The organism is Couchioplanes caeruleus, from assembly GCF_023499255.1.
GTDB lineage: Bacteria > Actinomycetota > Actinomycetes > Mycobacteriales > Micromonosporaceae > Actinoplanes > Actinoplanes caeruleus_A.
On record NZ_CP092183.1, the window covers coordinates 5597523 to 5620795 of the forward strand.

At 73.8% G+C, this 23273-nt stretch carries 22 protein-coding genes and 1 pseudogene; 12 read left to right on the forward strand and 11 right to left on the reverse strand.

Annotated elements, in window-relative coordinates:
* Positions 1 to 68: 68 nt before the first annotated feature.
* Both COUCH_RS25985 and COUCH_RS25990 read left to right on the forward strand, forming a co-directional pair.
* On the forward strand, positions 69 to 464 hold the full coding sequence (locus tag COUCH_RS25985) for a response regulator transcription factor (RefSeq protein ID WP_249607822.1): 396 nt from the start codon (positions 69 to 71) through the stop codon (positions 462 to 464).
* The gene (locus COUCH_RS25990) at positions 461 to 2551 is read left to right on the forward strand and encodes an ATP-binding protein (RefSeq protein ID WP_249607823.1); all 2091 of its coding nucleotides are present in this window, start codon (positions 461 to 463) and stop codon (positions 2549 to 2551) included. The genes COUCH_RS25985 and COUCH_RS25990 overlap by 4 nt, the downstream gene beginning before the upstream one ends.
* Before the next feature lie 3 nt (positions 2552 to 2554).
* On the opposite strand, the gene COUCH_RS25995 is transcribed toward COUCH_RS25990, so the two are convergent.
* Positions 2555 to 2956 (reverse strand): ChaB family protein, encoded by a 402-nt coding sequence (locus COUCH_RS25995; protein ID WP_249607824.1) that lies wholly within the window; start codon positions 2954 to 2956, stop codon positions 2555 to 2557.
* Positions 2957 to 3266: 310 nt separating this feature from the next.
* On the opposite strand from COUCH_RS25995, the gene COUCH_RS26000 reads away from it, so the two are divergent.
* Positions 3267 to 3614 (forward strand): DUF6401 family natural product biosynthesis protein, encoded by a 348-nt coding sequence (locus tag COUCH_RS26000; RefSeq protein WP_249607825.1) that lies wholly within the window; start codon positions 3267 to 3269, stop codon positions 3612 to 3614.
* A 68-nt stretch (positions 3615 to 3682) separates the two neighbouring features.
* On the opposite strand, the gene COUCH_RS26005 is transcribed toward COUCH_RS26000, so the two are convergent.
* From COUCH_RS26005 to COUCH_RS26015, 3 genes are read right to left on the reverse strand one after another with little or no spacing between them, the layout of a single operon-like run.
* Positions 3683 to 4321 carry a DUF3618 domain-containing protein gene (locus tag COUCH_RS26005; RefSeq protein ID WP_249607826.1) on the reverse strand — a complete coding sequence of 213 codons (639 nt, stop codon included), beginning with the start codon at positions 4319 to 4321 and terminating at the stop codon, positions 3683 to 3685.
* The gene (locus COUCH_RS26010) at positions 4297 to 4716 is read right to left on the reverse strand and encodes a phage holin family protein (protein ID WP_249607827.1); all 420 of its coding nucleotides are present in this window, start codon (positions 4714 to 4716) and stop codon (positions 4297 to 4299) included. Before COUCH_RS26010 ends, COUCH_RS26005 begins: the two co-directional genes overlap by 25 nt.
* Positions 4713 to 5477 (reverse strand): hypothetical protein, encoded by a 765-nt coding sequence (locus COUCH_RS26015; RefSeq protein WP_249607828.1) that lies wholly within the window; start codon positions 5475 to 5477, stop codon positions 4713 to 4715. Before COUCH_RS26015 ends, COUCH_RS26010 begins: the two co-directional genes overlap by 4 nt.
* 178 nt (positions 5478 to 5655) lie before the next feature.
* On the opposite strand from COUCH_RS26015, the gene COUCH_RS26020 reads away from it, so the two are divergent.
* The 3 genes from COUCH_RS26020 to COUCH_RS26030 are packed head-to-tail and all read left to right on the forward strand — an operon-like array spanning position 5656 to position 8785.
* Entirely contained in the window at positions 5656 to 8112 is a 2457-nt protein-coding gene (locus COUCH_RS26020; protein ID WP_249607829.1) for a molybdopterin oxidoreductase family protein, read from the forward strand.
* The gene (locus tag COUCH_RS26025; RefSeq protein ID WP_249607830.1) at positions 8112 to 8585 is read left to right on the forward strand and encodes a hypothetical protein; all 474 of its coding nucleotides are present in this window, start codon (positions 8112 to 8114) and stop codon (positions 8583 to 8585) included. Before COUCH_RS26020 ends, COUCH_RS26025 begins: the two co-directional genes overlap by 1 nt.
* Before the next feature lie 2 nt (positions 8586 to 8587).
* Positions 8588 to 8785: a hypothetical protein gene (locus COUCH_RS26030; protein ID WP_249607831.1), complete on the forward strand. Its 198-nt coding sequence runs from the start codon at positions 8588 to 8590 to the stop codon at positions 8783 to 8785.
* 51 nt (positions 8786 to 8836) lie between these two features.
* On the opposite strand, the gene COUCH_RS26035 is transcribed toward COUCH_RS26030, so the two are convergent.
* Complete coding sequence (locus tag COUCH_RS26035) at positions 8837 to 9430, reverse strand: hypothetical protein (protein ID WP_430640999.1); 594 nt, start codon at positions 9428 to 9430, stop codon at positions 8837 to 8839.
* Positions 9431 to 9557: 127 nt separating this feature from the next.
* Positions 9558 to 10046, reverse strand: a pseudogene (locus COUCH_RS39235) (lipoprotein); the annotation flags it as partial.
* 66 nt (positions 10047 to 10112) lie between these two features.
* On the opposite strand from COUCH_RS39235, the gene COUCH_RS26040 reads away from it, so the two are divergent.
* Positions 10113 to 11375, forward strand: a complete 1263-nt coding sequence (locus COUCH_RS26040) for a WD40/YVTN/BNR-like repeat-containing protein (RefSeq protein WP_249607833.1) — start codon at positions 10113 to 10115, stop codon at positions 11373 to 11375.
* Positions 11376 to 11395: 20 nt separating this feature from the next.
* On the opposite strand, the gene COUCH_RS26045 is transcribed toward COUCH_RS26040, so the two are convergent.
* Complete coding sequence (locus COUCH_RS26045; protein ID WP_249607834.1) at positions 11396 to 12946, reverse strand: serine hydrolase domain-containing protein; 1551 nt, start codon at positions 12944 to 12946, stop codon at positions 11396 to 11398.
* An 87-nt stretch (positions 12947 to 13033) separates the two neighbouring features.
* Here COUCH_RS26045 and COUCH_RS26050 point away from each other — a divergent pair, with 87 nt between their 5' ends.
* Positions 13034 to 13582: a GNAT family N-acetyltransferase gene (locus tag COUCH_RS26050; RefSeq protein ID WP_249607835.1), complete on the forward strand. Its 549-nt coding sequence runs from the start codon at positions 13034 to 13036 to the stop codon at positions 13580 to 13582.
* Between the two features lie 4 nt (positions 13583 to 13586).
* Here the strand turns inward: COUCH_RS26050 and COUCH_RS26055 are convergent, their stop codons facing one another.
* A complete protein-coding gene (locus COUCH_RS26055) occupies positions 13587 to 14204 on the reverse strand; it encodes a TetR/AcrR family transcriptional regulator (protein WP_249607836.1) in 618 nt (205 codons plus the stop codon).
* A 49-nt stretch (positions 14205 to 14253) separates the two neighbouring features.
* Between COUCH_RS26055 and COUCH_RS26060 the strand changes: the two genes are divergently transcribed.
* Entirely contained in the window at positions 14254 to 15723 is a 1470-nt protein-coding gene (locus tag COUCH_RS26060) for an MFS transporter (protein WP_249607837.1), read from the forward strand.
* Here COUCH_RS26060 and COUCH_RS26065 read toward each other — a convergent pair.
* Positions 15674 to 16387 carry a TioE family transcriptional regulator gene (locus tag COUCH_RS26065; protein WP_249607838.1) on the reverse strand — a complete coding sequence of 238 codons (714 nt, stop codon included), beginning with the start codon at positions 16385 to 16387 and terminating at the stop codon, positions 15674 to 15676. The genes COUCH_RS26060 and COUCH_RS26065 overlap by 50 nt on opposite strands.
* 58 nt (positions 16388 to 16445) lie before the next feature.
* Between COUCH_RS26065 and COUCH_RS26070 the strand changes: the two genes are divergently transcribed.
* Positions 16446 to 17624 (forward strand): erythromycin esterase family protein, encoded by a 1179-nt coding sequence (locus COUCH_RS26070; protein WP_249607839.1) that lies wholly within the window; start codon positions 16446 to 16448, stop codon positions 17622 to 17624.
* Positions 17625 to 17639: 15 nt separating this feature from the next.
* Here COUCH_RS26070 and ligD read toward each other — a convergent pair whose 3' ends face one another.
* Positions 17640 to 18872 (reverse strand): non-homologous end-joining DNA ligase, encoded by a 1233-nt coding sequence (ligD, locus tag COUCH_RS26075; RefSeq protein ID WP_249607840.1) that lies wholly within the window; start codon positions 18870 to 18872, stop codon positions 17640 to 17642.
* A 65-nt stretch (positions 18873 to 18937) separates the two neighbouring features.
* Between ligD and COUCH_RS26080 the strand changes: the two genes are divergently transcribed.
* Positions 18938 to 19984: a hypothetical protein gene (locus COUCH_RS26080; protein WP_249607841.1), complete on the forward strand. Its 1047-nt coding sequence runs from the start codon at positions 18938 to 18940 to the stop codon at positions 19982 to 19984.
* Here COUCH_RS26080 and COUCH_RS26085 read toward each other — a convergent pair.
* Complete coding sequence (locus COUCH_RS26085) at positions 19966 to 20787, reverse strand: SAM-dependent methyltransferase (protein WP_249607842.1); 822 nt, start codon at positions 20785 to 20787, stop codon at positions 19966 to 19968. The genes COUCH_RS26080 and COUCH_RS26085 overlap by 19 nt on opposite strands.
* A 99-nt stretch (positions 20788 to 20886) precedes the next feature.
* Between COUCH_RS26085 and COUCH_RS26090 the strand changes: the two genes are divergently transcribed.
* Entirely contained in the window at positions 20887 to 23217 is a 2331-nt protein-coding gene (locus tag COUCH_RS26090; RefSeq protein ID WP_249607843.1) for a PAS domain S-box protein, read from the forward strand.
* The last annotated feature ends 56 nt before the right edge of the window (positions 23218 to 23273 follow it).

A 23273-nucleotide genomic window follows, 5' to 3' on the forward strand; every position in this document is an offset into this window, starting at 1 on the left:
TGACGATGTCCGCACTCAGTGCCCCCGGCCCGGTGCCGATAGGAGCTGTGAGGGGAACGGGGGACGGCGTGGCGCGTCTGCTGGTGGTCGACAACGAACCGGACATCTGCGCCCTCATCGCGCGGTACCTCGTCCGGGCCGGGCACGAGGTGATCTGCGCGCACGACAGCGCCACCGCGCTGGCCGAGGTGGCCCTGCACGGCCCGCCGGACGCCGCCGTGCTCGACGTGGACATGCCGGGCGTGGACGGCTTCGAGCTGCTCGAGCGGCTGCGCGCCGACCACCCCGACCTGGCCGCCCTGTTCCTGACCGTGCTGTGGCACGGCACCGTGCTGGCCCGGATCACCGGCCTCGACGCCGCGTACGTCGCCAAGCCGTTCACGGCCGGGGTGCTGTGCGCGGCCGTGGACGACCTGCTCGCCCGGAGAGGCGGGGCGTCGCGGCAGTCGGAGACCGCGCGATGACGCTCTCCGCCTCCCTGCTGCGGACGGCCGGCTTCGCCGCGCTGTACCTGCTCGCCACCTGGCTGGGGCGGCAGACGATCATGGACGGCACCAACCTGAGCCTGGTGTGGCCGGCGGCGGGCGTCTCGGCGGTGTGGTTCCTGGCCCAGCACCGGTCGCGCTTGCGGGCCCTCGACGTGCTCGCCCTGTCCGTGGTCACGATGGTGGTGAACACGGCGACCGGCGCGCCGCCCGCGCTCGCCGCGAGCTTCGTGGTGGCGAACCTCGTGCAGGCGGAGCTGTTCGGCCTGCTGTTCCGGCGGTGGCTGCCGCACGCCTGGGGCGGCGGCGGCAGCCTGCCGATGAGCCGCCTGCCGGAGCTGTGGCGCCTGATCGCGGCGGCGTTCGTGGCCACCGCCGCCGGAGCGATGATCGGCCCCACGGCGGCCTGGCTGGTCAACGGCGTCTACTCACCGGCGTCCACCGCGGTGTGGCTGACCCGCAACACCGTCAGCATCCTGCTCATCGGCGCGGTCGGGCTGCGGCTGGGCTACGCCGTACGCCGGTGGCACTCCGAACACGCCGGCATCCGCGCGGTGCTGCGCGCGGAGCTGTCGGGCCTGACCCGGCGGCGAGCGCTGGAGTACGCCACCGTCGTCGTGGTCTCGGCGCTGACGTACACCGTCGCGTTCGGCATCGCCCACGGGTTGCCGCTGGCCTTCCCGCTGCTCGCGATGACGGTGTGGGCGGGGCTGCGGCTGCGTACCGGGTTCGTGATCCTGCACGACCTGACGTTCGGGTCCGCCGCCGTGCTGTTCACGTTGCACGGCGTGGGGCCCTTCGCCCAGGTCCACGACAACGCGATGCGGGCGCTGATCGCCCAGGCGTTCGTCGGGATGGTGGCCGTGGTGGGGCTCGCGCTGGCGCTCGGCCGCGACGAGCGGGACCGGCTCCTCGCCGACCTGCGGGGCTCCGAGCAGGCGGCCGCCGAGCAGGCCACCGTGCTCGCCACGATCGTCGACGGCATGGCCGAGGGGCTGGCGGTGATGGACGGCCAGGGCCGGCTCATCCTGCGCAACCCGGCGAGCGGGCGGCTGCTCGGCGGCCTCGTCAGCACCACCGGCCACATGGCCGACACCGGGTACTACGGGTTGTTCCACGCCGACGGGCACATGATCCCCGCCGAGGAGCTGCCGTTCCGGCGGACCCTGCGCACCGGGGAGCCGCACAGCATGGACATCGTGGTGCGCAACCCCTCCGTACCGGACGGACGTGTCCTGCACGTGGCGGCCACCCCGCTCCCCCACCCGATCAACGGTGAACCCTGCGCGGTGAGCATCTTCAGCGACGTCACGGCCGAGCGGCGGCACCGCGACGAGCTGGCGTCCTTCGCCGGCGTGGTGGCCCACGACCTGCTCAACCCGCTGGCCACCGTGGAGGGGTGGTCCGACGCCGGCATGACGGCCCTCGACGAGGCGCCCGAGCACCCGGCGGTCGACGATGCCCGCGACGGGCTGCGCCGCATCCGGCGAGCCGGGGTACGGATGCGGAACCTCATCAACGACCTGCTCGCGTACACGACCGCCCGGGACGCCGCGCTGGCGCCGGTGGACGTCCCGCTGAACACGCTGGTGGCCGAGCTGACCACGGCCCGCGTCGACCAGGCGGAGAGCGGCGGCGGTCCGGTGCCGCGGTTCCACGCCGACGACCTGCCGCCGGTGCACGCCGACCCGGTGCTGGTCCGCCAGGTGCTCGACAACCTCATCAGCAACGCGGTCAAGTACACCGCCCCCGGTACGACGCCAGAGGTCCGCGTCTGCGCGACCGCGGAGCACGACGGCTGGGTACGGGTGGAGGTCCGCGACAACGGCATCGGCATCCCGGCCGGGCAGCACGGGCGGGTCTTCGACAACTTCCACCGCGCGCATCCGTCCGCCGGTTACGCGGGTACCGGCCTGGGGCTGGGCATCTGCCGGCGGATCGTGGAACGCCACGGCGGCACGATCGCCGCGGGGCCGAACCCCGGCGGCCGGGGCACGTGCATCACGTTCACCCTGCCGGCCGCCGCCGCGGTGCCCGCCGCGCACCAGCGGCACGCCTCGGTCTGAGCCTCACCGCCCGGTACGCGCCCGGCGGGTCTCGCGCTCGTTGGCCTTCTGGATCGCGTCGACGAGCTCCGGCTTGGTCATCCGGGACCGGCCGCGTACGTCCAGCCGCCGCGCCACGTCGAGCAGGTGCTGCTTGCTCGCGTGGGCGTCCACCCCGCCCGCGGTCGGCGCGTCGGTGTCGCGCCCGCCGGCGGCCCGCTCGTCGCTGGGTCCCTTCTCCGCCTTCGGTTCCCAGTGGTCGCCGACCTTCTCGAAGGAGTGCTTGACCGCCGAGAACGCGGTGCGGTGGGCGCGTTCGCCCTCGCCGTACTGTTCGACCGCGGAGTCGTGGGTCGCGGCCCAGGTGTCCTGGGCCTTGCGCGGTGAGCGCTTGAGCGTGCTCGGCATCTCGTCGCGTGCCGGCATGGCCACCTCCCTGGCGACGGCTGTCGCCCGGGTGTGCCCGCGCCCGCCGGGCCGCAAACGAGACGACGGCCCCTCCGTACGGAGGGGCCGGTCGCCGACTCGACCGGGCGCGGGGATCGGCTGCCGCACACACCCGGGCGGTGTGATGATCACTTTGCCGCCCGGCGGTCACCTGAAACCGGATCAACGGGCATTCCACCGCCCGAGGCGGATGAATCGCCGGGTGCCCCGGTGGCTGAACGGTCACACTTGGGGTGCACGTGCCCCGGGGGCATTGCCCGCCACGGGACGGCGTTCGTACGTTGTCGCCATGGATCTCGAGACTCACGGCCGCGAGCGGGTCGCGTCGGCGGCCCACCTGGCCCTCGCGCAGTGGTGGGCGCGGCTGGGCGGGCACGGCGCCGCGGCGATGCGGGCGCTGCCCGGGCTGGCTGCCGAGGTCGATCAGCACATCGCCGAGGTGCGCCGGCAGCTCACCGACGCGCGCGGCGGCGGCCTGCACCCGGTGACGCTGGCCGCGTACGCCGACGGGGTCGCCGACGTCGCCACCCGCCGGGGCTGGTCGCCGCAGCACACCCCCGCCGACGGCTGGGCGCGGGCGCCGTGGCCGTCCGTACGCCTGCTGGCGGTCTGCCTGCTGGCCGGCGCACCCGCGTAACCGCCCGGACACGGCTGCGGGCCCGCGGAGGAATCCGCGGGCCCGCACTGTTCTGCCGTGCCGGAGCGTCAGGAACGGGCGTCGCTGAACGCGCGCTTGCTCTGCTCCTGGGCGTCCTGCGCCGAGGACTGAGCCTGCTGCTTGGTCGTCTGCGCGGCGTCCTGCGCGGTCTCCTTCAGCTGGCCGACGGCCTGCTGCACCGTGCCGGACATGTCGTCCTTCATCTCGGTGGCGACCTCCTTGACCCTGTCGGTCAGGTCGCCGCTGTGCTCCTTGAGCTGCGCACCGGCGCGCTTCTCGGCGTCGCTGGCCGGGATCAGCGTCGCGGCCAGCATGCCCACGCCGAACGCGATGATGCCGGCGGCGAGCGGGTTGCCCTGTGTCTGCTGGGTCACCGCCTGCGGGGCGCTGCGCACCGACTCGGCCACGCCGTGCGCCTTGTCGGAGACCTGGCTGCCCAGCTCCGACGCCTTGTCACCCAGCTGGGACGCCGTGTCCTGCACGGTCCCGGCCGCGGAGTGCGCGGCGCTCGAGGTGCTGTGCCGGGCCTGTTCGGTCGTACCCATGACCTTCTCCTTCACCGCGGTCCACCGCCGCTGCGCGACCTGCTTGGGGCTGGTCTTCTCGGCCAGCATGTCCACGTCGCGCGTCAGCGAGGCGCGCGTCTGCTCGATCTGCTGCCTCAGCCGGTCGGGTTCTTCAGCCATTGCGCGTCCTCCTTGATCGTGTCGACGGTGCGGCGGGGCATGGGGTCGACGGTCTTGAGCTTCTTGCGGCCGTTGAGGAACAGCACCGCGCCGGCGGCGCCCCACAGGGCGGCGACGATGAGCGCGGCCCAGCCCGGGTCCATCACGTTGCTCAGCGCGGCCACGAGGGCGAAGCTGAGCAGCACGATGACCATGTAGCCGGCGAACGCGGCGCCGCTGAGCATGCCGGCGGCCTTGCCCGCCTTGGTGGCCTCCTGCTTCAGCTCGGCCTTCGCGAGCTCCACCTCCTGGCGGAACAGCTGCGACAGGTCGTTGCTGATGTTGCCGATCAGCTCCCCGATCGACGTCTCCGCCACGTCCTCGTGGTGGCCGGGGCGGTTCGCGGTGGTCGTCATCGGGTGCCTCCCGGCAGGTCGGTCGAGTAGCCCTCGTCGGCGACGACCGGCGTGCCGGTGCCGGTGGAGGCGTACGTGGAGCCGTACACCGCCGTGTTGGCCGTGGTGGCGCCGATGTCGTACGCGTCCGCCGGGGTGTAGCCGGTGGTCCCGTACGCCTCGGTGGTCCCGTAGGTCCCGGTGGTGGCGGGGGTCCCGTAGGCCGTGGTGTCCTCGGCGCGCGAGACGAAGGTGTCGCCGGCGGGCTTGCCCGCGGTGTCGTCGGCCTTCATCACGCCCTTGCCGAGCCGCCCGACCACGAAGCCGGCCGCCAGCGCGCTCGCGAGGAACGCACCGGGACGCCGCCGGGCGAAGTCGGTGACCTCGCGCAGCACACCCTCCGGCCCGTTGCTCTCGAGGTAGTCGGCGAGCTGCCGGCCGCTGTCGGCCACCCGCGACACCACGGTCGCGGCCGGCGAATCCTGCCGCTCGCCGCGCATCTCGTCGAGGTGGTCGGCGGTCTCGCGGATCGTGGTCACCAGCTTGTCGTGCTGCGTACGGGCCTGCTCGCCGACCCGGTCGCGCACCTCGGCGGCCACCGAGCGGGCCTGCGAGGCGGCCTCGGCCGCGACGCGCTGTGCCTGGTCCTTCGCGGTACCGGCGACCTCGCTCGCCGCCTGTCCCGCCGCCCCGGCGCTCTGCCCCGCCACCTGTCTGGCCGCGGAGGTCTCCTGCGCGTGGGCGCCACCGGACGCGTACATGCCTGCGCGTGGATCGGTCATATCCAGCCTCCTGAGCATGATCGGCTCTCTGTCGCGATCTCGTCTACCCGCGTTTGACCAGGGACAATCCCACCGGGCCGGACTTTTCGATCGGCCACCGACGGGGTATCGGGGTTCTTCTCGACCGGCGCGGCCGCCGCGACCGGCTTAGGATCTCCCCGGACCAACCGGAGGCACGATGGATCGCATCGCCGACATCTGGGGACCACGGACCCCACACCCCCGCGGCACGGTCTGGCCGGCGCGCGTCGACCAGTACCTCGCCGACGGGATCACCGAAAGTGACGTCGATCGGTGGGTGCTCAGCGCCTGCCTGCTCTGCAGCAACGGCTGCGGCTGCGACATCGCGGTCAAGGACGGGCGCATGGTGGGCATCCGCGGCCGGGCCACCGACGTGGTGAACCACGGCCGGCTCGGCCCCAAGGGCCTGTACGGCAGCACCGCCTGGGCGCATTCCCCCGACCGGCTCACCCGCCCGCTCGTCCGCGAGCACGGCCAGCTCGTCGAGACCGACTGGGACACGGCCATGGCCCGCGTCACCGAGGTCTCCCGGCGGTTGCTGGACGAGAAGGGCCCGCTGTCGCACGGCTTCTACACCAGCGGACAGCTGTTCCTGGAGGAGTACTACACGCTGGCGGTCATCGGCAAGGCCGGCATCGGCACGCCGCACATGGACGGCAACACGCGGCTGTGCACGGCGACGGCCGCCGCGTCGTTCAAGGAGTCGTTCGGGGCGGACGGGCAGCCCGGGTCGTACACCGACATCGAGCACTGCGACGCGATCTTCCTGTACGGCCACAACATGGCCGAGACGCAGACGGTGCTGTGGTCGCGGATCCTCGACCGGACCCGCGCCGCCGACCCGCCGGTGATCGTGTGCGTGGACCCCCGCCGTACGCCGGTCGCCGCCGAGGCCGAACGCACCGGCGGCGTGCACCTGGCCCCGCGGGTCGGCACCAACCTGGCCCTGATGAACGGGCTGACCCGCGAGCTGTTCGTCAACGGCTGGGTCGACGAGGAATGGGTCGCTGAGCACACGCTCGGCGTGGACGACCTGCGCGCCGTGGTCGAGCCGTACACCCCGGAGGAGGTGGCGCGGATCTGCGGTGTGGACGCCGGCGACGTGCGGCGGGCGGCCCGCATCTTCGGCACCAGCAGCGAGGTGCTCTCCACCGTCCTGCAGGGCTTCTACCAGTCGCACCAGGCCACCGCGTCGGCCGTCGCCGTGCACAACCTGCACCTGCTGCGCGGGCTGATCGGGCGCCCGGGCTCCGGCATCCTGCAGATGAACGGGCAGCCCACCGCGCAGAACAACCGGGAGACCGGCGCGGACGGCGACCTGCCCGGCTTCCGCAACTGGGACAACGAGTCCCACATCCGCGAGCTCGCCGGGCTGTGGAACGTCGACCCGCTGACGATCCCGCACTGGGCCCCGCCGACGCACGCCATGCAGATCATGAGCTATGCCGAGGAGGGCTCGATCGGGTTCCTCTGGATCTCGGCGACGAACCCCGCGGTGTCCATGCCGGAGTCGGCCCGCATCCGCCGGATCCTCGGCGGCGACCAGTGTTTCGTGGTCGTGCAGGACCTGTTCCTGACCGAGACCGCCCGGCTGGCCGACGTCGTGCTGCCCGCCGCCGGCTGGGGCGAGAAGACCGGGACCTTCACCAACGTCAACCGTACGGTGCACCTGTCCGAGCAGGCCGTGCAGCCGCCCGGCGAGGCCCGCAGCGACCTCGACATCTTCCTGGCGTACGCGACAGCCATGGACTTCCGGGACGCCGCGGGCGAGCCGCTGATCCGCTGGCGCACCGCCGAGGAGGCGTTCGAGGCGTGGCGCGAGGCGAGCCGCGCCCGCCCGGTCGACTACACCGGACTGTCGTACGCGAAACTGCGCGGCCCGACGGGCATCCCGTGGCCGGTGAACGAGGACGCCCCGGAGGGCACCGACCGGCTCTACGCCGACGCGGTGTTCCCGACGGCCACCGACTACTGCGAGACGTACGGCCACGACCTGCTGACCGGCGCGTCCGTGACCGAGCAGGAGCACCGGGCGTTGCGGCCCGACGGGCGGGCGTTCCTCAAGGGCGCGGCGTGGACGCCGCCGCACGAGGAGACCAGCGACGAGTACCCGCTGCTCTACACCACCGGCCGTACGGTCTACCAGTTCCACACCCGTACGAAGACGAGCCGGTCCCGGTCGCTGAACGACGCCGCGCCGCAGTCCTGGGTGGAGTTGTCCCCCGCCGACGCCGCCGGGCTGGGCATCGCCGAGGGCGACCTGGTCCGGGTCGAGTCGCCTCGCGGGTCCATCGAGGTGAAGGCCCGCGTCGGGCAGGTCATGCCGGGTGCGGTGTTCGCGCCGTTCCACTACGGCTCGGCCGGTGACGATCCGCCGGGGCAGGCCAACGAGCTCACCATGACCGTCTGGGATCCGGTGTCGAAGCAGCCGTACTTCAAGACCGCGGCGTGCCGGGTGACGAAGCTGCGCGACGGCGACGGGCCCGCCCCCGCTCCCACCACGGCCGGGTCCGCGCCGGCGGGCGCCGGGGTGCCGCCGACCGCCGGGGGCGCCGCCACGACGAGCCGGTCGGTGCCCACGCCGGCGTACCCGAACGACCCGGGAGCGTCCTGATGCAGCTCGCGATCTACCTCGCGCTGGCGCACCGCGCCGAGCAGACCCTCGCGGACTCGTTCCGGGTCGTCGGCGAGGGCCACAAGAAGCACCCCGACGTGCTGTTCACCTGCCGCACGCTGGCCGGGATGAGCGACGAGCACGTCCGGCGGCTGGCGCCGATCGTGCAACGCTACGGCGAGCGCGACGACGCCGACACCGACGAGCCGGAGCGCCTGCACGCGGCCGGGCTCGCCGAGGTGCGCTCCGGGCCGGTCGGCCTGCTGCGCGACCTGCAGGACCTGCACGTGCTCGGCACGCTGGTGCAGACCACGTGGACCGTGGTCGCGCAGGCGGCCCAGGGCCTGCGCGACCATGACCTGCTGGAGCTCGCCGAGCACGCCAACGGCGAGACGTCGCGCCAGCTGTCGTGGCTCAACACCCGGATGAAGGCCGCCGCCCCGCAGGCGCTCATCGTCGCGTCCGGGGGCTGACGATGGCCGGTGAGGACACGGTGGAGCGGCTGCGCCGCTGGGAGAATTCCGGCGCCACCTGGGAGGTGCTCGCCCGTGGCGCCGACGGGATCGTCATCGCGCTGCTGAGCTGCGACGCGGGCGAGGAGATGGACCGGCTCGCCTCCGCGGACCGGGAGCTGCTGGACTACGTCGGCGACCGCAGCCGCAGCGACGAATGACGAAGGGCCGCACCCCCGCCGGGTGCGGCCCTTCGTTGCTGTCCGGTCCGGTCACTTCAGCCAGGGGAGGCGCTTGACGATCGTCAGGCGGCTCCACAGCCGGCCCAGGCCGAGCGTGTCACCGGCCGAGGTGAGGGCGATCAGCACCAGCACGCCGGCGTAGATCAGGTGGTCGTCCATGAAGGGGTTGTTCTCCGGGGGGAGCACGGCCGACCACATCATGACCAGCAGCAGGCTGCCCGCCACCGCGGCGGCCCGCAGGCCGATGCCGAGGATGAGCGCGGTGCCGATCGCGGCGAGGCCGAGCATGAACATCCAGTCGGCCCAGGCTGCGCCGGCGATGCTGTGGTAGAAGCCCTCGAGCGGGCCGGCGACGGCGTTGCCGAGGAAGCCCTTGGTGGGGCTGCCGCCGTTGATCCAGGCGCCCTTGTCCGGGGTGGCCATGCCGAGGCCGAACACCTTGTCGATGAAGGCCCAGAGGAACACCCAGCCGAGGGCGAGGCGCAGGGCGGCGAGGGTGTAGCGGGCGGCCTTGCGGCGGGTGGTCTCGGTGACGGTGGCACCGGTCGCGCCGATCGACACCCTGGTGCCGTTGATCTCGGTGCTGATGGTGCTGGGGGCTTCGGCGTGCGGGACGGCGGTCATGGCGTCCACGTCCTTCCTGGTTCGTCGTGGCACACCTATTCCATCCCGCCGCAGAGACGGTGATCAGTGCCGCGGGTCCCCTCCCCGCCGGGACCTTCGACCCCCGCCGACGGGACCGGCGCTTGACGTGTTCCTCGAGCAGCTCCTGGTACTGCTCGAAGGACACCTCCACGGCGTCCTGCCCACCGGCGGTGAAGGACGTGTACACGATCTTGCGGGTCTTCTTCGCGGCGACGAGGGGTTGCAGCGCCGCGCGCGGGTCGCTGTCCTTCGCACCGACCGCGCCGCCCGCCACCGCACCGGGCGTCGCGGACGAGGTGGCGCCGGGCTCACCGCCGGGGCAGTACCGGTCGAGCTTTCCGAGGGCGGCCTGGGTGAGTTCGGCCTCGCTGGACCCGCCGTCCTTCGCGGCGGCGCCGAGCCGGGAGAACAGGCCGACCACGACGTCCCGGGCGGCGCGACCACCGGAGGTGCAGATCTCGGCGGTGTTGCCGGCGGCGGACGCCGTGGTGGAGGCTGCGGGCGCCGCCGCGTCGCCGCTGTCGGTGCCACAGGCGCCGGTCAGCAGCACCGGGCCGACTCCGGCGGCGACCGTGGACAGATGTATACGTCTCATCACGAGGCGAGGACGCTACGGGGAAGCGGGCCGTCGCACTGTCCCGTCCGATGCGAGGATCACGCGATGCGCCGTCCTGCCTCCGTCCTCACCGCCCTCACCAGCGTGGGCCTGCTGGTCGCCTGCGGCGGCGGTCCACCGGCCGGGCGTACGGGCCTCGGCTCGGTTCCCGCCTCGGACCTCGGGTTCGTCCGTCACGCCGGTGCGGTGCAGTGGCCGTCCGCTTCGGACTTCGTACCGCCCGGGCACGGGATGCGCCTGCTGCTGCCGCTCGGGGAGTGCGTCCGCGCGATCGGCGACTACCAGAACGGATACCGGGCCGTCACCGCCAACTGGACCGGCGATCCCGCCTGCGACCGGCTGCGCCTCGACCCGGCGCCGGACGGCACGACCAACGGCGGTGACGGGTCGCCGGACGCGGTCAACGGCTGGCGCGGCGGCGGCATCAGCGCGCAGGCGGCCGTGGTGGAACGCGACGGGGCAGTCCTCGCCGCGGACGACGCCGGGCTGGCCCGCTACCGCGGCGAGGCGAGGCAGGAGCTCGCCCGGGCGGACCTGTCCACCGCCGGGCTCGAGGGACAGGGCTCGCGCAGCCTCGTCCGCGGCATGGCCGTGACCAGCAGCGGGCGCATCGTCGTCGACGCCGGGCTGAGCACGAAGGACGGGCACGCGCCGGTGGTGCTGCGCTCCGACGACCACGGGGCGTCGCTGCACCCCGTACCGTTGCCGTCCGATCCGGGTGCGGCCGGGCCGGAAGGGTCCGTCCGGCAGGTGATCAGCGTGCTCGCCGCCGACGGCGACACCGTGGTGGCGCTGGGGTCGGGGCCCGGCCGGGCCGGGGCCTGGCGCTCCACCGACGGCGGCCGCACCTGGTCGGTCTCCGCCGTGACGGGCCTGCCACCGCAGCTGATGCTGACCCGTCTGGTGCGCACCGGCGGGCGGTGGGTCGCGCTCGGCGGCGTCGAGCGCTCCGAGCAGGGCGGCCAGGACGACACGTACGTCCTGACGAGCACCGACGGGCGCACCTGGCGGCCCGGCGCCACCGACGGGCTGGGCGCGGGCCGGGCGCAGGACGTCACGGTCGACCGCTCCGGGAACCTGATCGTGGCCGGGATGATCGACGACTCCCGGCCGGTCGTGGCGGGCAGGCGCGCCGACTACTGCGGCGTGGTCTGGATCGGCGACGGCGTCCGGGCGTGGAAGCGCGGCGAGCTGGGCTGCGGTGACGCGCCGCCGCAGGCCGTGACGACGCTGCGGGACGGGCGCGTGCTGATCGCCGGAAACCGCGATCTGTGGCTGCGGGCGGCGGGCGTGCCGGGCGCGGCCTGAGCCACGCCCGGCATCCGGCCCTACCCGAGCCCCGGGTACGGCAGCGTGGAGCGCTGCAGCGGCAGCGACGTGCCGGCGCTGCGCAGCGTCGCGGCGCCGCGGTGGTAGAGCCGGCCGCCGTAGCGCAGCCACGCGACCTCCCCGCCGGCCCCGCGCACGAAGTTGGCGCGGAAGTGCGTGTCCGTTCCCCCGGGGTCCAGGACCCGGACGTAGTCGCGGCGGTAGAACGCCAGCCGCAGCGCTTCCTGCCCGCCGACCCGCACGCTGAGCCCGCCGGCGTCCGCGACCAGGTCGAGCTCGACGGTGGCGGTCTCGCCCTCGAAGCCGATCTGGGACCCCGAGTACCGGCCCTCGTACCCGGCCAGCGCGGCGCCCGGCACCGGGCGGGTCACCGCGGGGAGGTTGCGCACCCCGGCGAAGCGGCGCAGCGCCCAGTCGTCGGCGAACAGCTCGGCGGTGAGCAGCGGGCCACCCTCGGAGTTGGTGAGCACGGTCAGCGCGAAGTCGCGTTCGGGCACCATGAGGAAGCCGGAGTGCTGGCCGGCCCAGTCGCCGCCGTGCTGCACCACCTTCGGCCCCTGCGCGGTCGGGCGCAGCATCCACGTGACGCCGAAGCCGTCCAGCTCGACGAACAGGGTGCCGCCCGGCCCGGGATGCGACTGCATCTCGTGCATCGAGCGCCGGGTGAGCAGCCGGCGGCCGTCGGGCGTACGGCCGTTGCCGAGGTGGAACCGAGCCCAGCGCAGCTGGTCCCGGGCGCTGGAGATCAGGCCGCCGGCCGGGTGGATGGCCCTCGGCATGGCGAACGCCTCGGGGGCGGCGAACGGCTTGCCGTCGGCGTCCACACCGTGCGGCACGGCGACCGACGCACCGGGGATGTCGTCGAGGAAGAAGGCGCTGTGCCGCAGCCGCAGCGGGTCGAGCACCAGCGTGCGTACGGCCTCCTCGTACGACGCCCCGGTGATCACCTCGATCAGCCGGCCGGCCAGCGACAGCGCCGCGTTGTTGTACGCGAACACCGTCCCGGGCGGGGTGAGCTGGGGCAGCACGGACATCGCCTCGACGTACCGGGCGAGCGCGTCCGCGCCGCTGCCGGTGTCGAGGAAGAAGTCGCCGAGCCACCCGGCACTGTGGTTGAGCAGCTCGCGTACGGTCACCCGCGCGGACGCCGCCCGGTCCGCGGTGTGGAAGTCCGGCAGATAGCTGCGCACCGTACGGTCGAGGTCGAGGCGGCCCCGTTCCACCAGGCGCATCGCGGCCGTGCCGGTGAACGTCTTGGTCGTGGACGCGACGCGGAAGACGGTGTCGCCGTCCACCGGCACCGGGTCGTCGACGTTCGTGACCCCGAAGCCCCGCACGTACTCGGCGCCGCGGTGCCAGACGCCGACCGCCACGCCGGGGATCGCGTACCGGGCCATGCCGGCGCGGATCTTCGCCTCCAGCTCGCGCAGCGCCGGCGTGACCCGGGTCCGGGTGGCGGGCGCCGCGCCCGCCTCCGTCCCCACCGCCACGGCGGCGACGCTTCCCGCGGCGGCGCTCAGCAACGTACGCCGCGACATCGACACTGACATCGGCCTACCCCCTGTCCATCGCACGCGCCGGGCCGGCGCGGGCCAAGCCCTAGTATCGACCCTCTTCGCTGTGCAAAGGTGACCCGCATGGTTCTGCCGACGCCCACCCTGCGGACCGCCCGCCTGCGCCTGCGCCCCTTCGAGGACTCCGACCAGGACGATCTGTTCGCGTTGCACAGCAACGCCGGCGTGCTGCGCTTCTGGGACGCGCCACCGTGGACCGAGCGCGCCCGGGCCGAGCGGTTCATCGCCGTCTGCCGCCGGATGGCGGCGGACGGCTCCGGGGCGCGACCGGCCGTGATCCGCGCCAGCGATGGGGCGTTCCTCGGCTGGTGCGGCCTGAGCCGGTGGAATCCGGACCATCGCAGCGCGTCGCTGGGCTTCTGCTTCGGCGAGGCGGCGTGGGGCCACGGGTACGCGACGGAGGCCGCGGGCGCGCTGCTGCGGTGGGCGTTCGGCACGCTGGACCTGAACCGGGTCCAGGCCGAGTGCGACACGCGCAACGCGGCATCGGCCCGCGTGCTGGAGAAGCTCGGCTTCGTCCGCGAGGGCACGCTGCGCGAGGACTGCGTGGTGAACGGCGAGGTCTCCGACTCGTGGGTGCACGGGCTGCTGCGGCGCGAATGGGCCGGGTGATCGGTCAGGGGGACGCGGGGGCGACGCCGGTGCGGAGCGCGTCGAAGAGCCGCTCGAGGCGTGCGCGGTGGTGGCCGGCGACGGCGTCCGGCGGCTCCCCCGCGGTGAGGCGGCGGGCGGTCTCGACGATCACGGTGCCGTAGCCGGCGATGAAGAACGCGGCGAGCAGGCCGGCGTCGCCGTCGAACGCCGGGTCGCGGCCGAGCTCGTCGGCGAGGGTTTCCTGCAGCTCCGCGGCGATCTCCCGCAGGCGGGCCACCAGGGCGGGCGAGGCCGCGACCGTACGGAAGAAGGGCGCGGAACCGTCCTTGAGCCCGGACAGCGCGTGCCGTTCGTCGGCCAGTCCCAGGGCGGCGGCGCGCAGCGAGGTGAGCGCGTCGGCTCCCGGCGCGCGGTCGCGTACCGCCGAGCGCAGGATCTCGACCGCGTCGGCCTCCCGGTCCAGGAGCAGGTCCTCCTTGCGCGGGAAGTGGTTGAAGACGGTGACGCTGGAGACGCCGGCCTGCCGTGCGACCTCGGCGACGGTGACCGTGTCGAAGCCGCGTTCCAGGAACAGCCGGGTCGCGACCTCGGAGATCTTCGCGCGCGTCTGCGGGCCGCCCCGCGCTCCGGTCCTGGGCATCCGATCACACTTCCTTGTCTGACTAAACTTAGTCACTTAGGTTAGTGACATGACCACCGCTCTCAAGCAAACCTCACCACGGTCGCTGCGGGAGGCGTGGGTGGCCCTCGCCGGCCTGTCCGCGGTCTTCCTGTTCGAGATGCTGGACACCTCGATCCTCACCGTCGCGCTGCCCACGATCGGGCGTGAGCTGCACGCGTCCACCACCGCCCTGCAGTGGGTGACGGGCGCGTACGCCGTCGTGTTCGGCGGGTTGATGCTCGCCGCCGGCGCGATCGCCGACCGGTACGGCCCCCGGCGGATCATGCTCGCCGGGCTGGGCCTGCTCGGCGCCGCGAGCCTCGCCACCGTCGTCGTGGGCACCGCGGGGCAGCTGATCGCCGTACGGGTGGCGATGGGCGTGGCGGCCGCGATGACGACGCCGGGTTCGATGGCGCTGGCCTTCCGCCTGTTCGACGACGACGGGCTGCGCGTCCGCGCGACCACCCTCATCTCGACCGTGGGCCTGGCCGGCCTCGCGGTGGGCCCCACCACCGGCGGGTTCCTGCTCGCGATCGCGCCCTGGCAGGTTCTGCTGCTGGTCAACGTGCCGATCGCCGTGCTCGCGATCGTCGGCGTACGGTCCGGCATCGCCCCGGACTCCCCGGCCGCCCTGCACCGCGACCCGGTGGACCTCGCCGGCGCGGCGCTGGGCACGGCCACGATCATGCTCGCGCTGGTCGCGCCGACGCTCTTCGTCGAGAAGGGCGCCGGCTCGTGGGTGCCGTGGGCGGCCACCGCGGCGGCCGCCGCCGGGGCGGCCCTGTTCGTGGTCCGCGAACGCACGGCGCGCCATCCCCTGCTGGACCTGCGGCTGATCGCCCACCCGCTGGTGTCGAGCGGCCTGGCGTTCAAGGCCGCGGCCGGGCTGGCCACCGCCGGCCTCGGCTATCTGGTGACCCTGCAGCTGCAGCTGGACTGGGGGTGGACGCCCGGGCTCGCCGCGCTCGGGATGCTGCCGCAGGTCGTCGTGCTCCTCGCCGGCGGCGCGGTCATCGGCCCGCTCGTCGAGCGCGTGGGCCTGGAGCGGGCCGGGTGGCTCAGCGCCGCGGCGGTGGTGGCCGGGCTCGGGGTCTACAGCGCGCTGGGCCGCCTCGGGTACGGGTGGGTCGCGCTCGCGCTGGTGCTGGTGGCGGCCGGGATGCGGGTGGTCGGGGTCGTCGCCGGGGTCAGCGTGCTGCGCGGGCTGCCGCAGAACCGGACGACGATCGGCGCGGCCCTCACCGACACCGCCACCGAGGTCACCTCCGGCGCCGGCATCGCGGTCACCGGCACGATCCTCGCGGCGCTGTTCACCGGCGACATCGCGACGTCTCGGTGGAGCGCCACGCAGACCGCGCAGTTCCGCGAGGCGGTCACGATCGCGGGGTTCACCCTCACCGTCGTGGCGGCGGCACTCGTCGCCTGGGGCATCACACGGGCGCGGCGCGTCACTCCCCGCGACACTCCAGATAGGCGTCCAGCGCCGCAGCCCCGCTGAGCATGGCGCGGCTGCGGGCCGAGAGCCTGGCGTTCCAGTCCCGGAGCATGGACTCCAGCGGTGCCACCCCGCCCGCGGACCGGACCTGCGCGATCACCGGCGCGATCTGCTCCAGCCGGTAGCCGCCGCGCCGCAGCTGGTGGGCCAGCTGGGCGTCGCGGACGTCCGCCTCGCCGTAGACGCGGTAACCGGTCCGCGGGTCCCGGCGCGGCTGGACCACGCCGGCGCGCTCCCACTTGCGCAGGGTGGCCGGCCGGATGCCGAGCCGCCGGGACAGCGGGCCGACGAACGTGTCGCCGCGCTCGCGGCGTACCGGATCGAGGTCGCGCAGGGCGAGCTCGACGGCCCGCAGCGTACGGCGGTCCTCGAGCAGCTGGGCGTGGCTCTCGTCGACGATCCGCAGGGCGTCGCCGGTCGCGCCCCGGTTGACCGCCTGCAGGACCGAGGTGGCCGCCGGGTGGCCGTACCCGGGCAGGAGCGCGAGGAACGCCCGCAGCGCCGACGCGTGCAGCGGCGTGTAGGCGCGGTACCCGTGCGGGCTGCGGCCGGCGGCCGGAAGGATGCCGGCTTCCTCGTAGTTGCGGACCGCCTGGGTGGACAGGCCGTGCCGGCGGGCCAGATCGACCGGCCGGAGCCGATCCCCGCCTTGAAGGTTTTGAGACACTGTCCTGCTTAAATCGCGCCAAAGTTCCAACCGACGGTTCAACGATAGCGTTGAGGCTATGAACATTGTCGACGCGGCGACCGTCATGCGCGTGCTGTCCCACCGGCCCCGGCTGCTCGCCCTGGGCGAACCCACCCACGGCGAGGAGTCCCTGCTCGGCGTCCGGAACGCGCTGTTCCGCGACCTGGTCGAGCAGGAGGGCTACCGGACGATCGCCATCGAGAGCGACTGCCTGATGGGGCTGGTCGTGGACGCGTACGTCACCTGCGGCGCCGGGACGCTCGACGAGGCCATGGACCGCGGCTTCAGCCACGAGTGGGGCGCGTTCCCGGGCAACCGCGAGCTGGTGCGCTGGATGCGGGCGTACAACGAGGGGCGGCCGGCGGCGGAGCGGGTGCACTTCGCCGGGTTCGACGGCCCGCTGGAGATCACCGGCGCGCAGAGCCCGCGGGAGGCGCTCACCGGGCTGCACGCGTACCTTGCCGCCCGGGTCGGCAAGGATCTGCTGCCCTGCACCGCGGAGACGCTCGACCAGCTGCTGGGCACGGACGAGCGGTGGCCGAACCAGGCCGCGATGATGGACCCGTCCGCCTCGGTGGGACGGTCGCCCGACGCCGACCGGCTGCGGGTGCTCGCCGACGACCTCGTGGCCCTGCTCGAGGCCCAGACGCCCCATCTGATCGCGACCTCCACCGAGGAGGAGTGGCACCGGGCGCGCCTGCACGGGCGTACCGCCGTCGGCCTGCTGCGCTACCACTACTGGATGGCCGACACGTCACCCGGCCGGATGCCGCGTCTGCTGGGCGTACGGGATTCCATCATGGCCGCCAACCTGCTGGCCCTCGCGCAGCGCGGCCCGACCCTGGTGGCCTCCCACAACGCGCACCTGCAACGCACCGAGAGCAGCATGCGGCTGGGTGGCGAGCCGTTCAGCTGGTGGAGCGCGGGCGCGATCGTCGGCGCGCACCTCGGCGACGCGTACGCCTTCCTCGCCTCCGCCGTCGGCACGATCCACCACCGCGGGGTCGGCACGCCACCCCCGGACACCATCGAGGGCATCCTGTACGCCCTGCCGGACGAGACCCGACTGCTGGGCGTCCAGGAGCTGAGCGACCTGCTCGGTGCAGCGGAGCCGGCCGCCCGCGTCTCGCCCTGGTTCGGCTACGCCCCGCTCGATCCGGCCCACGTGGCCCGCACCGACGGCATCGTGTTCGTCAAGGATTCCCGGGCGGCGTGAGCGTCTGACGGCCGGTCAGGCGGCGGGGTCGGCGTGGCGGAGCGACCGCAGTTCGACCCCGCGCTGCGCGAGCAGCCCTTCGACGCCGTGGATGTCCAGGCCCTCCAGGACGTTGTCGCCCTGCACGACCCGGAACGACTCCACCCCGCCGCGGCTGACCACCTCGACGCGCCACAGCCCGTCCGGCGTCACCATCGCGCCCTTGACCTCCGCGGCGGGGGACGACGGGGCGTACACGTCGCGCCGCGCCTGGGCCGGCGTCTTGTCCGGCCGCAGCCCGCGCCACGACGGGTGCCGCAGCCGGCCGTCCGGCGTCCAGTTCCGGTACGCCACCTCCCCCACGAACAGCGGCTCCACCCAGTGGGCGCCGCGGGCGAACTCGCGCGGGATCCCGGGCACGGGCGCGGTGCCGCGGGCGTACGGTCGCAGCACGTCCTGCAGGTGAGTGAGCATCTGATGGGTGAACCCGGTGCCGACCCCGCCGGCGAAGGACAGCCGTGCGTCCGGGCCCGCCACCGCCGTCAACAGCGAGCCGATGGTGCCGGCACGGCGGCCCTGGCCCGGTTTCCAGCCGATGATCACGACCTCCTGGGTGAGCGAGACCGGCACCTTGATCCAGCTCGGCGAGCGCCGCCCCGGCTGGTACGCCGACCCGAGCCGCTTGACGACGATGCCCTCGAGCCCCCGGGCCTGCGCGGCCGTCATGATCGCCTGCGGGTCGGCGTCGACGAAGTGCGGCGGCACCCGGACCTCGCCGGAGCTCAGGGCCAGGCCGGCAAGCAGGTCGCGGCGTTCGGCGTACGGGAGCGGCATGGTCGACACCCCGTCGAGGTGGAGCAGGTCGAACACGTAGTAGACGACGGGCACCGCCGCGACGAGCGCGGGCGACGGATCCGCCACGTGCATGCGCTGCTGGAGCCGGGCGAACGAGGGGCGGCCGGCCTCGTCCAGCGCCACGATCTCGCCGTCGAGCGCCACCGGCCGGCCGCCGGCCACCTCCGGCAGCCGGGCCAGTTCCGGGTACCCGGCCGTGACGTCGTTGCCGTTACGGGTCTGCAGGCGTACGCCGCCACCCTCGGCGAACGCGACGCACCGGATGCCGTCCCACTTGAACTCGATCGCCTGCCCGGGCTCCGCGGACGGCTCGCCGAGCGTGGCGAGCATCGGCGCGATCGACTCGGGCAACTCCATGATCTCCAGTGACGTCCCTGCGGCGGCGACCGTCAAGCCGGGCGGCGGGATTCGCATGAACTACAGCCGTGGGGTTCGGCAGACAAGGGGAGAAACCGCCGACTCGGCTATCGTGGCCGGCGATGCGGTGGTCCGGCGTGGTCTACGACGTGGGCCGGGCCATGGGGCCACGGTCAGCCGACTGGCGACCCGACTACACGCCCGGGCTGGTCCGGCGGGAGTTGGAGATCATCCGCGGCGACCTGCACGCCACCGCCGTGCGCCTGTGCGCCCGCGACCCGCAGCGGCTGGCCTTCGCCGGCGCGTACGCCCTCGATCTGGGCCTGGAGGTGTGGGTCTGCCCGGAGCTGTGGAACGCGACGCCGGCGCGCACCCTGGCCTATCTGGACGCGGCCGCGCCGGTCGCCGAGGACCTGCACTGGCGGGCGCCCGGCCGGGTGACGCTCTCGGTCGGCAACGAGCTGACGTTCTTCATGCGCGGCATCGTGCCGGGCCGCACCCACCACCGCCGGGTCCACAACCGGCAGCTGAGGACGATCACGCGGGAGCGGCGCCACACGCCGCCGCTGCGGGCGTTCCTGGCCGAGGCCGTCGCGGTGGTGCGCCGGTCGTACGACGGCCCGCTCACCTACTGCGCGCTGCCGTTCGAGGATCCGGACTGGACGCCGTTCGACGTCGCCGGCGTCAACCTCTACCGCAACCCGGCCACCGAGCGGGGCTACGGCACGGTGCTCGACCGGCTCGCGGCCACCGGGAGGCCGGTCGTGGTGACCGAGCTCGGGTACGCCGCCTGCCGCGACGCCGACAACCCGGAGTTCCTCGGCACCTTCAACGCGAAGCCGTGGAGCTTCGCCCTGTCCCGGCTGCTCGGTGCGGTGAGGCCCCGCGTCCGCACGATCCACCCGCGTGACGAGGCGGCGCAGGCGCGCATGCTCCTCGATCAGCTCAGCGACCTGGACCGGCGCGGGGTGGCCGGCGCGTTCGTGATGAGCTTCAGCTTCCCGCTGGCGCCCTACGACGAGGACCCGCGCCACGACCTCGACGCCACCGCGCTGTCCCTCGTGCGGACGTTGCGGCCGGGACGGCACGGCGTCACGTACCCGGACCTGCCGTGGGAGCCCAAACAGGCGTTCCACGCGCTGGCCGCCTTCTACCGCGGGGCGGCCTGAGGTCTGGTGCCGACGCCGACGTAGGTGAGGGTCGCCGCCGGATCGCCGGGCACGTCGTCGCCCGGATCGGGGTGCCACTCGGTGCTGTGCACCACGCCGGGCTCGACGAGGTCCCAGCCGTCGAACAGCGCCTCGACGCGCCGGCGGTCGCGCGGGACGAGCGGCGTACCCGTGCGGTTGTAGAGGTCGACGAAGCGTTCCATCTCCTCGGCGCGCGCGGTCCCGGTGGCGTGGGAGACGGCCAGGCAGCTGCCGGGAGCGACCGCGTCGCGGTAGTGGCGCAGGGCGGCGGTCAGCTCGGCGCTGTCGGGCGCGAAGTGCAGCACGGCGATCATCAGCACGCAGACCGGTTCGCCGAGGTCGAGCAGGCCACGCAGGTGCAGGTCGGTCAGCACCGCTTCCGGCCGCTGCAGATCGCCCTGGATGACGACGGTACGCGGATCCGCGCCGAGGATCTCCCGGGCGTGCAGGACCGCGGTGGGGTCGAGGTCGACGTACGCGACGCGCGCCTCGGGCTGCACCTCCCGGGCGACCTCGTGCACGTTGCCGTTCGCCGGGATGCCGGAGCCGAGGTCGAGGAACTGGCGAATGCCCCGGCCGGCGGCGAAGCGGACGGCGCGGCGCAGGAACGCCCGGTTGGCCTGGACGATGCCGGGCAGCTCGGGGACGAGCTCGCGGGCGCGGTCGGCGACCGCCCGGTCCGCCGCGAAGTTGTGGTTCCCGCCGAGGAACGCGTCGTAGATTCGCGCGGCGCTGGGCCGGTTCGGGTCGATCCCGGTCGGCAGATGGTGATCCCCTGGCATGCCACCCCCCGTTTTCGGCAACAGCAACCACTGACGGTCCAGATCACTCTACGTTGAGTGAGGCAGTGCGGGTGGCCCAGCCGCCGGAAGCGAGGAATGGTGCCGACGACCGATGCCTTGACCGGACACCTGGTGGACGAGGCGCCCGACGCGGTGATCGTCAGCCGGGCGGACGGCACCATCGTCATCGCCAACCGCCGCGCGCACGAGATGTTCGGGTACGAGCCGGGCCGCCTGCTGGAGCGGTCCGTCGACGACCTCGTCCCGCCCGAGGCCCGCGCCCGCCACCCCGGGCACCGGGCCGGGTACCTGGCCAGCGAGCACCCGCCGCTGCGCCGGCTGCCCCTGCGCGGCCTGCGCAGCGACGGCCAGGTCTTCCCGGTGGAGATCTCGCTCGCGGCGGTCACCGTGCCCGGCGGGGACATGCTGGTGACCTCGGTGCTGCGCGACGACACCCGGCACCGCGAGGCCCAGGAGGCCCGGACCCTGCTGGCCTCCGTGGTCCAGTCCTCGCACGACGCCATCGTGACCACCGACCTCGACGGCGTGGTGCTCACCTGGAACCCGGGCGCCGAGCTGCTGTACGGCTACCCGGCCGCCAAGATGGTGGGCCAGCCGATCGACCGGATCGTCCCGCCGGAACGCCGCGTGGACGAGGAGGAGATCCGGACCCTGGTGCGCATCGGCGGCCGCATGGACCGCTACCGCACCACCCGGTTGCACGCCGACGGCTCCGTACTGCCGGTGTCGGTGCAGGTCAGCCCGCTGCGCGACGCGGGCGGGACGATCGTGGGGATGGCCACCACGGCCCGCGACATCAGCGAGCGGGAACGCGCCGAGGCCCAGGTGCAGGCCGTCCTGGACGCCGCGCCGGACGCCCTGCTCGGCGTCGACGAGCTCGGCGCCATCGTGCTCGTCAACGCCGAGGCGGAACGGCTGTTCGGGCTGCCGCGCTACGACCTCGTCCAGATGGGGGTGCGCCGGCTGCTGCCCGACGGGTTGCCGCCGGCGGCCGCGATGCTGCGGACCCGTGGCGACTCGACCCCGCTGGACACCGAACGCATCGAGGGCGGCGACGACCCCGCGACCGCGGCGCCGCGGTGGGCCACCCGTACGGCCCGGCGCCGCGACGGCAGCGAACTCCCCGTGGAGATCTCCTGCAGCGCGCTCGACGCCGACGGCCGGATCATCGTCGTGGCCGCCATCCGGGACATCACCGACCGGCTCACCGCCGAGGCCGAGCAGCAGGCGCTGCGCGACGAGGCCGAGCAGCAGCGCATCGAGGCCCGCCTGCAGCGCACCCAGCGGCTGGAGAGCCTGGGCCAGCTCGCCGGCGGGGTGGCGCACGACTTCAACAACCTGCTCGCCGTGATCCTCAACTACGCGTCGTTCATCGCCGAGGACGCCCCCGGCACCGCGTTCGCCCGCGACGCCGAGCAGATCGCCCGGGCGGCCCGCCGGGGCAGCGACCTGACCCACCAGCTGCTGGCGTTCGCCCGCCGGGAGGTGATCCGCCCGCGGGCGCTGGACGTCAACACGATCGTCGCCGAGGTGGAGCAGATGCTGCGGCGCTCGATCGGCGAGCACATCACGCTGACCACCCGTACCGCGCCGGTGCCGCCGGTGATGGCCGACCCGGGCCAGCTCGAACAGGTGCTCATCAACCTCGCGGTCAATGCCCGCGACGCCATGCCCTCGGGCGGCCACGTCACCATCGACACCGCCGCCGTGCAGGTCGACGCCGACCATCCGGCCGCGCGGGGCGGGCTGGAGCCGGGCCCGTACGTGCGCATCCGGGTCTCCGACACCGGGACCGGCATGCCGCGCGACGTCATCGACAAGGCGTTCGACCCGTTCTTCACCACCAAGCCGAGCGGGCAGGGCACCGGCCTGGGCCTGGCCACCGTGTACGGCATCGTCACGCAGGCCGGCGGCACGGTCCAGATCTACTCCGAGCCCGGGTACGGCACCACGATCACGATCCTGCTGCCGGTGACCGACGCCGTCGCCGAGGACACCCGGCCCGCGACGCCGTCCGGCGACTTCGGCGGGCACGGCGCCACCGTGCTGGTCGTCGAGGACGAGACGGCGCTGCGCGAGGTGACCGAGCGCATCCTGCGGCGTGGCGGCTACACCGTGCTGACCGCGACCGACGGGCTGGACGCGCTGCGGATCAGCCGTACCCACGAGGGCACCATCGACGTGCTGCTCACCGATGTGATCATGCCGGGCATGCTGGGCAAGGACCTCGCCGAGGCGGTCACGACGGTGCGCCCGGGCATCCGGGTGCTGTTCATGTCCGGGTACGCCCAGCCCGTGCTGACCACGCACGGCACCCTGGGCGCGGACGTCCACCTGCTCGAGAAGCCGTTCACCGGCGCGGAGCTGCTGCAGGCGCTGCACGCGCAGCGACACGCCGGACGTGATTAACGCCTCCACCGGTTTCGATCGGCCGCCCGCGGGGTAGCGCGGCTCCACGCGAGCAA

Bases quoted from the DNA above. Each gene is read 5' to 3' on its own strand.
- COUCH_RS25990 (WP_249607823.1), top strand. From the start codon at position 461: ATGACGCTCTCCGCCTCCCTGCTGCGGACGGCCGGCTTCGCCGCGCTG.
- COUCH_RS25995 (WP_249607824.1), bottom strand. From the start codon at position 2,956: ATGCCGGCACGCGACGAGATGCCGAGCACGCTCAAGCGCTCACCGCGC.
- COUCH_RS26000 (WP_249607825.1), top strand. From the start codon at position 3,267: ATGGATCTCGAGACTCACGGCCGCGAGCGGGTCGCGTCGGCGGCCCAC.
- COUCH_RS26005 (WP_249607826.1), bottom strand. From the start codon at position 4,321: ATGGCTGAAGAACCCGACCGGCTGAGGCAGCAGATCGAGCAGACGCGC.
- COUCH_RS26010 (WP_249607827.1), bottom strand. From the start codon at position 4,716: ATGACGACCACCGCGAACCGCCCCGGCCACCACGAGGACGTGGCGGAG.
- COUCH_RS26015 (WP_249607828.1), bottom strand. From the start codon at position 5,477: ATGACCGATCCACGCGCAGGCATGTACGCGTCCGGTGGCGCCCACGCG.
- COUCH_RS26020 (WP_249607829.1), top strand. From the start codon at position 5,656: ATGGATCGCATCGCCGACATCTGGGGACCACGGACCCCACACCCCCGC.
- COUCH_RS26025 (WP_249607830.1), top strand. From the start codon at position 8,112: ATGCAGCTCGCGATCTACCTCGCGCTGGCGCACCGCGCCGAGCAGACC.
- COUCH_RS26030 (WP_249607831.1), top strand. From the start codon at position 8,588: ATGGCCGGTGAGGACACGGTGGAGCGGCTGCGCCGCTGGGAGAATTCC.
- COUCH_RS26035 (WP_430640999.1), bottom strand. From the start codon at position 9,430: ATGACCGCCGTCCCGCACGCCGAAGCCCCCAGCACCATCAGCACCGAG.
- COUCH_RS26040 (WP_249607833.1), top strand. From the start codon at position 10,113: ATGCGCCGTCCTGCCTCCGTCCTCACCGCCCTCACCAGCGTGGGCCTG.
- COUCH_RS26045 (WP_249607834.1), bottom strand. From the start codon at position 12,946: ATGTCAGTGTCGATGTCGCGGCGTACGTTGCTGAGCGCCGCCGCGGGA.
- COUCH_RS26050 (WP_249607835.1), top strand. From the start codon at position 13,034: ATGGTTCTGCCGACGCCCACCCTGCGGACCGCCCGCCTGCGCCTGCGC.
- COUCH_RS26055 (WP_249607836.1), bottom strand. From the start codon at position 14,204: ATGCCCAGGACCGGAGCGCGGGGCGGCCCGCAGACGCGCGCGAAGATC.
- COUCH_RS26060 (WP_249607837.1), top strand. From the start codon at position 14,254: ATGACCACCGCTCTCAAGCAAACCTCACCACGGTCGCTGCGGGAGGCG.
- COUCH_RS26070 (WP_249607839.1), top strand. From the start codon at position 16,446: ATGAACATTGTCGACGCGGCGACCGTCATGCGCGTGCTGTCCCACCGG.
- ligD (WP_249607840.1), bottom strand. From the start codon at position 18,872: ATGCGAATCCCGCCGCCCGGCTTGACGGTCGCCGCCGCAGGGACGTCA.
- COUCH_RS26080 (WP_249607841.1), top strand. From the start codon at position 18,938: ATGCGGTGGTCCGGCGTGGTCTACGACGTGGGCCGGGCCATGGGGCCA.
- COUCH_RS26085 (WP_249607842.1), bottom strand. From the start codon at position 20,787: ATGCCAGGGGATCACCATCTGCCGACCGGGATCGACCCGAACCGGCCC.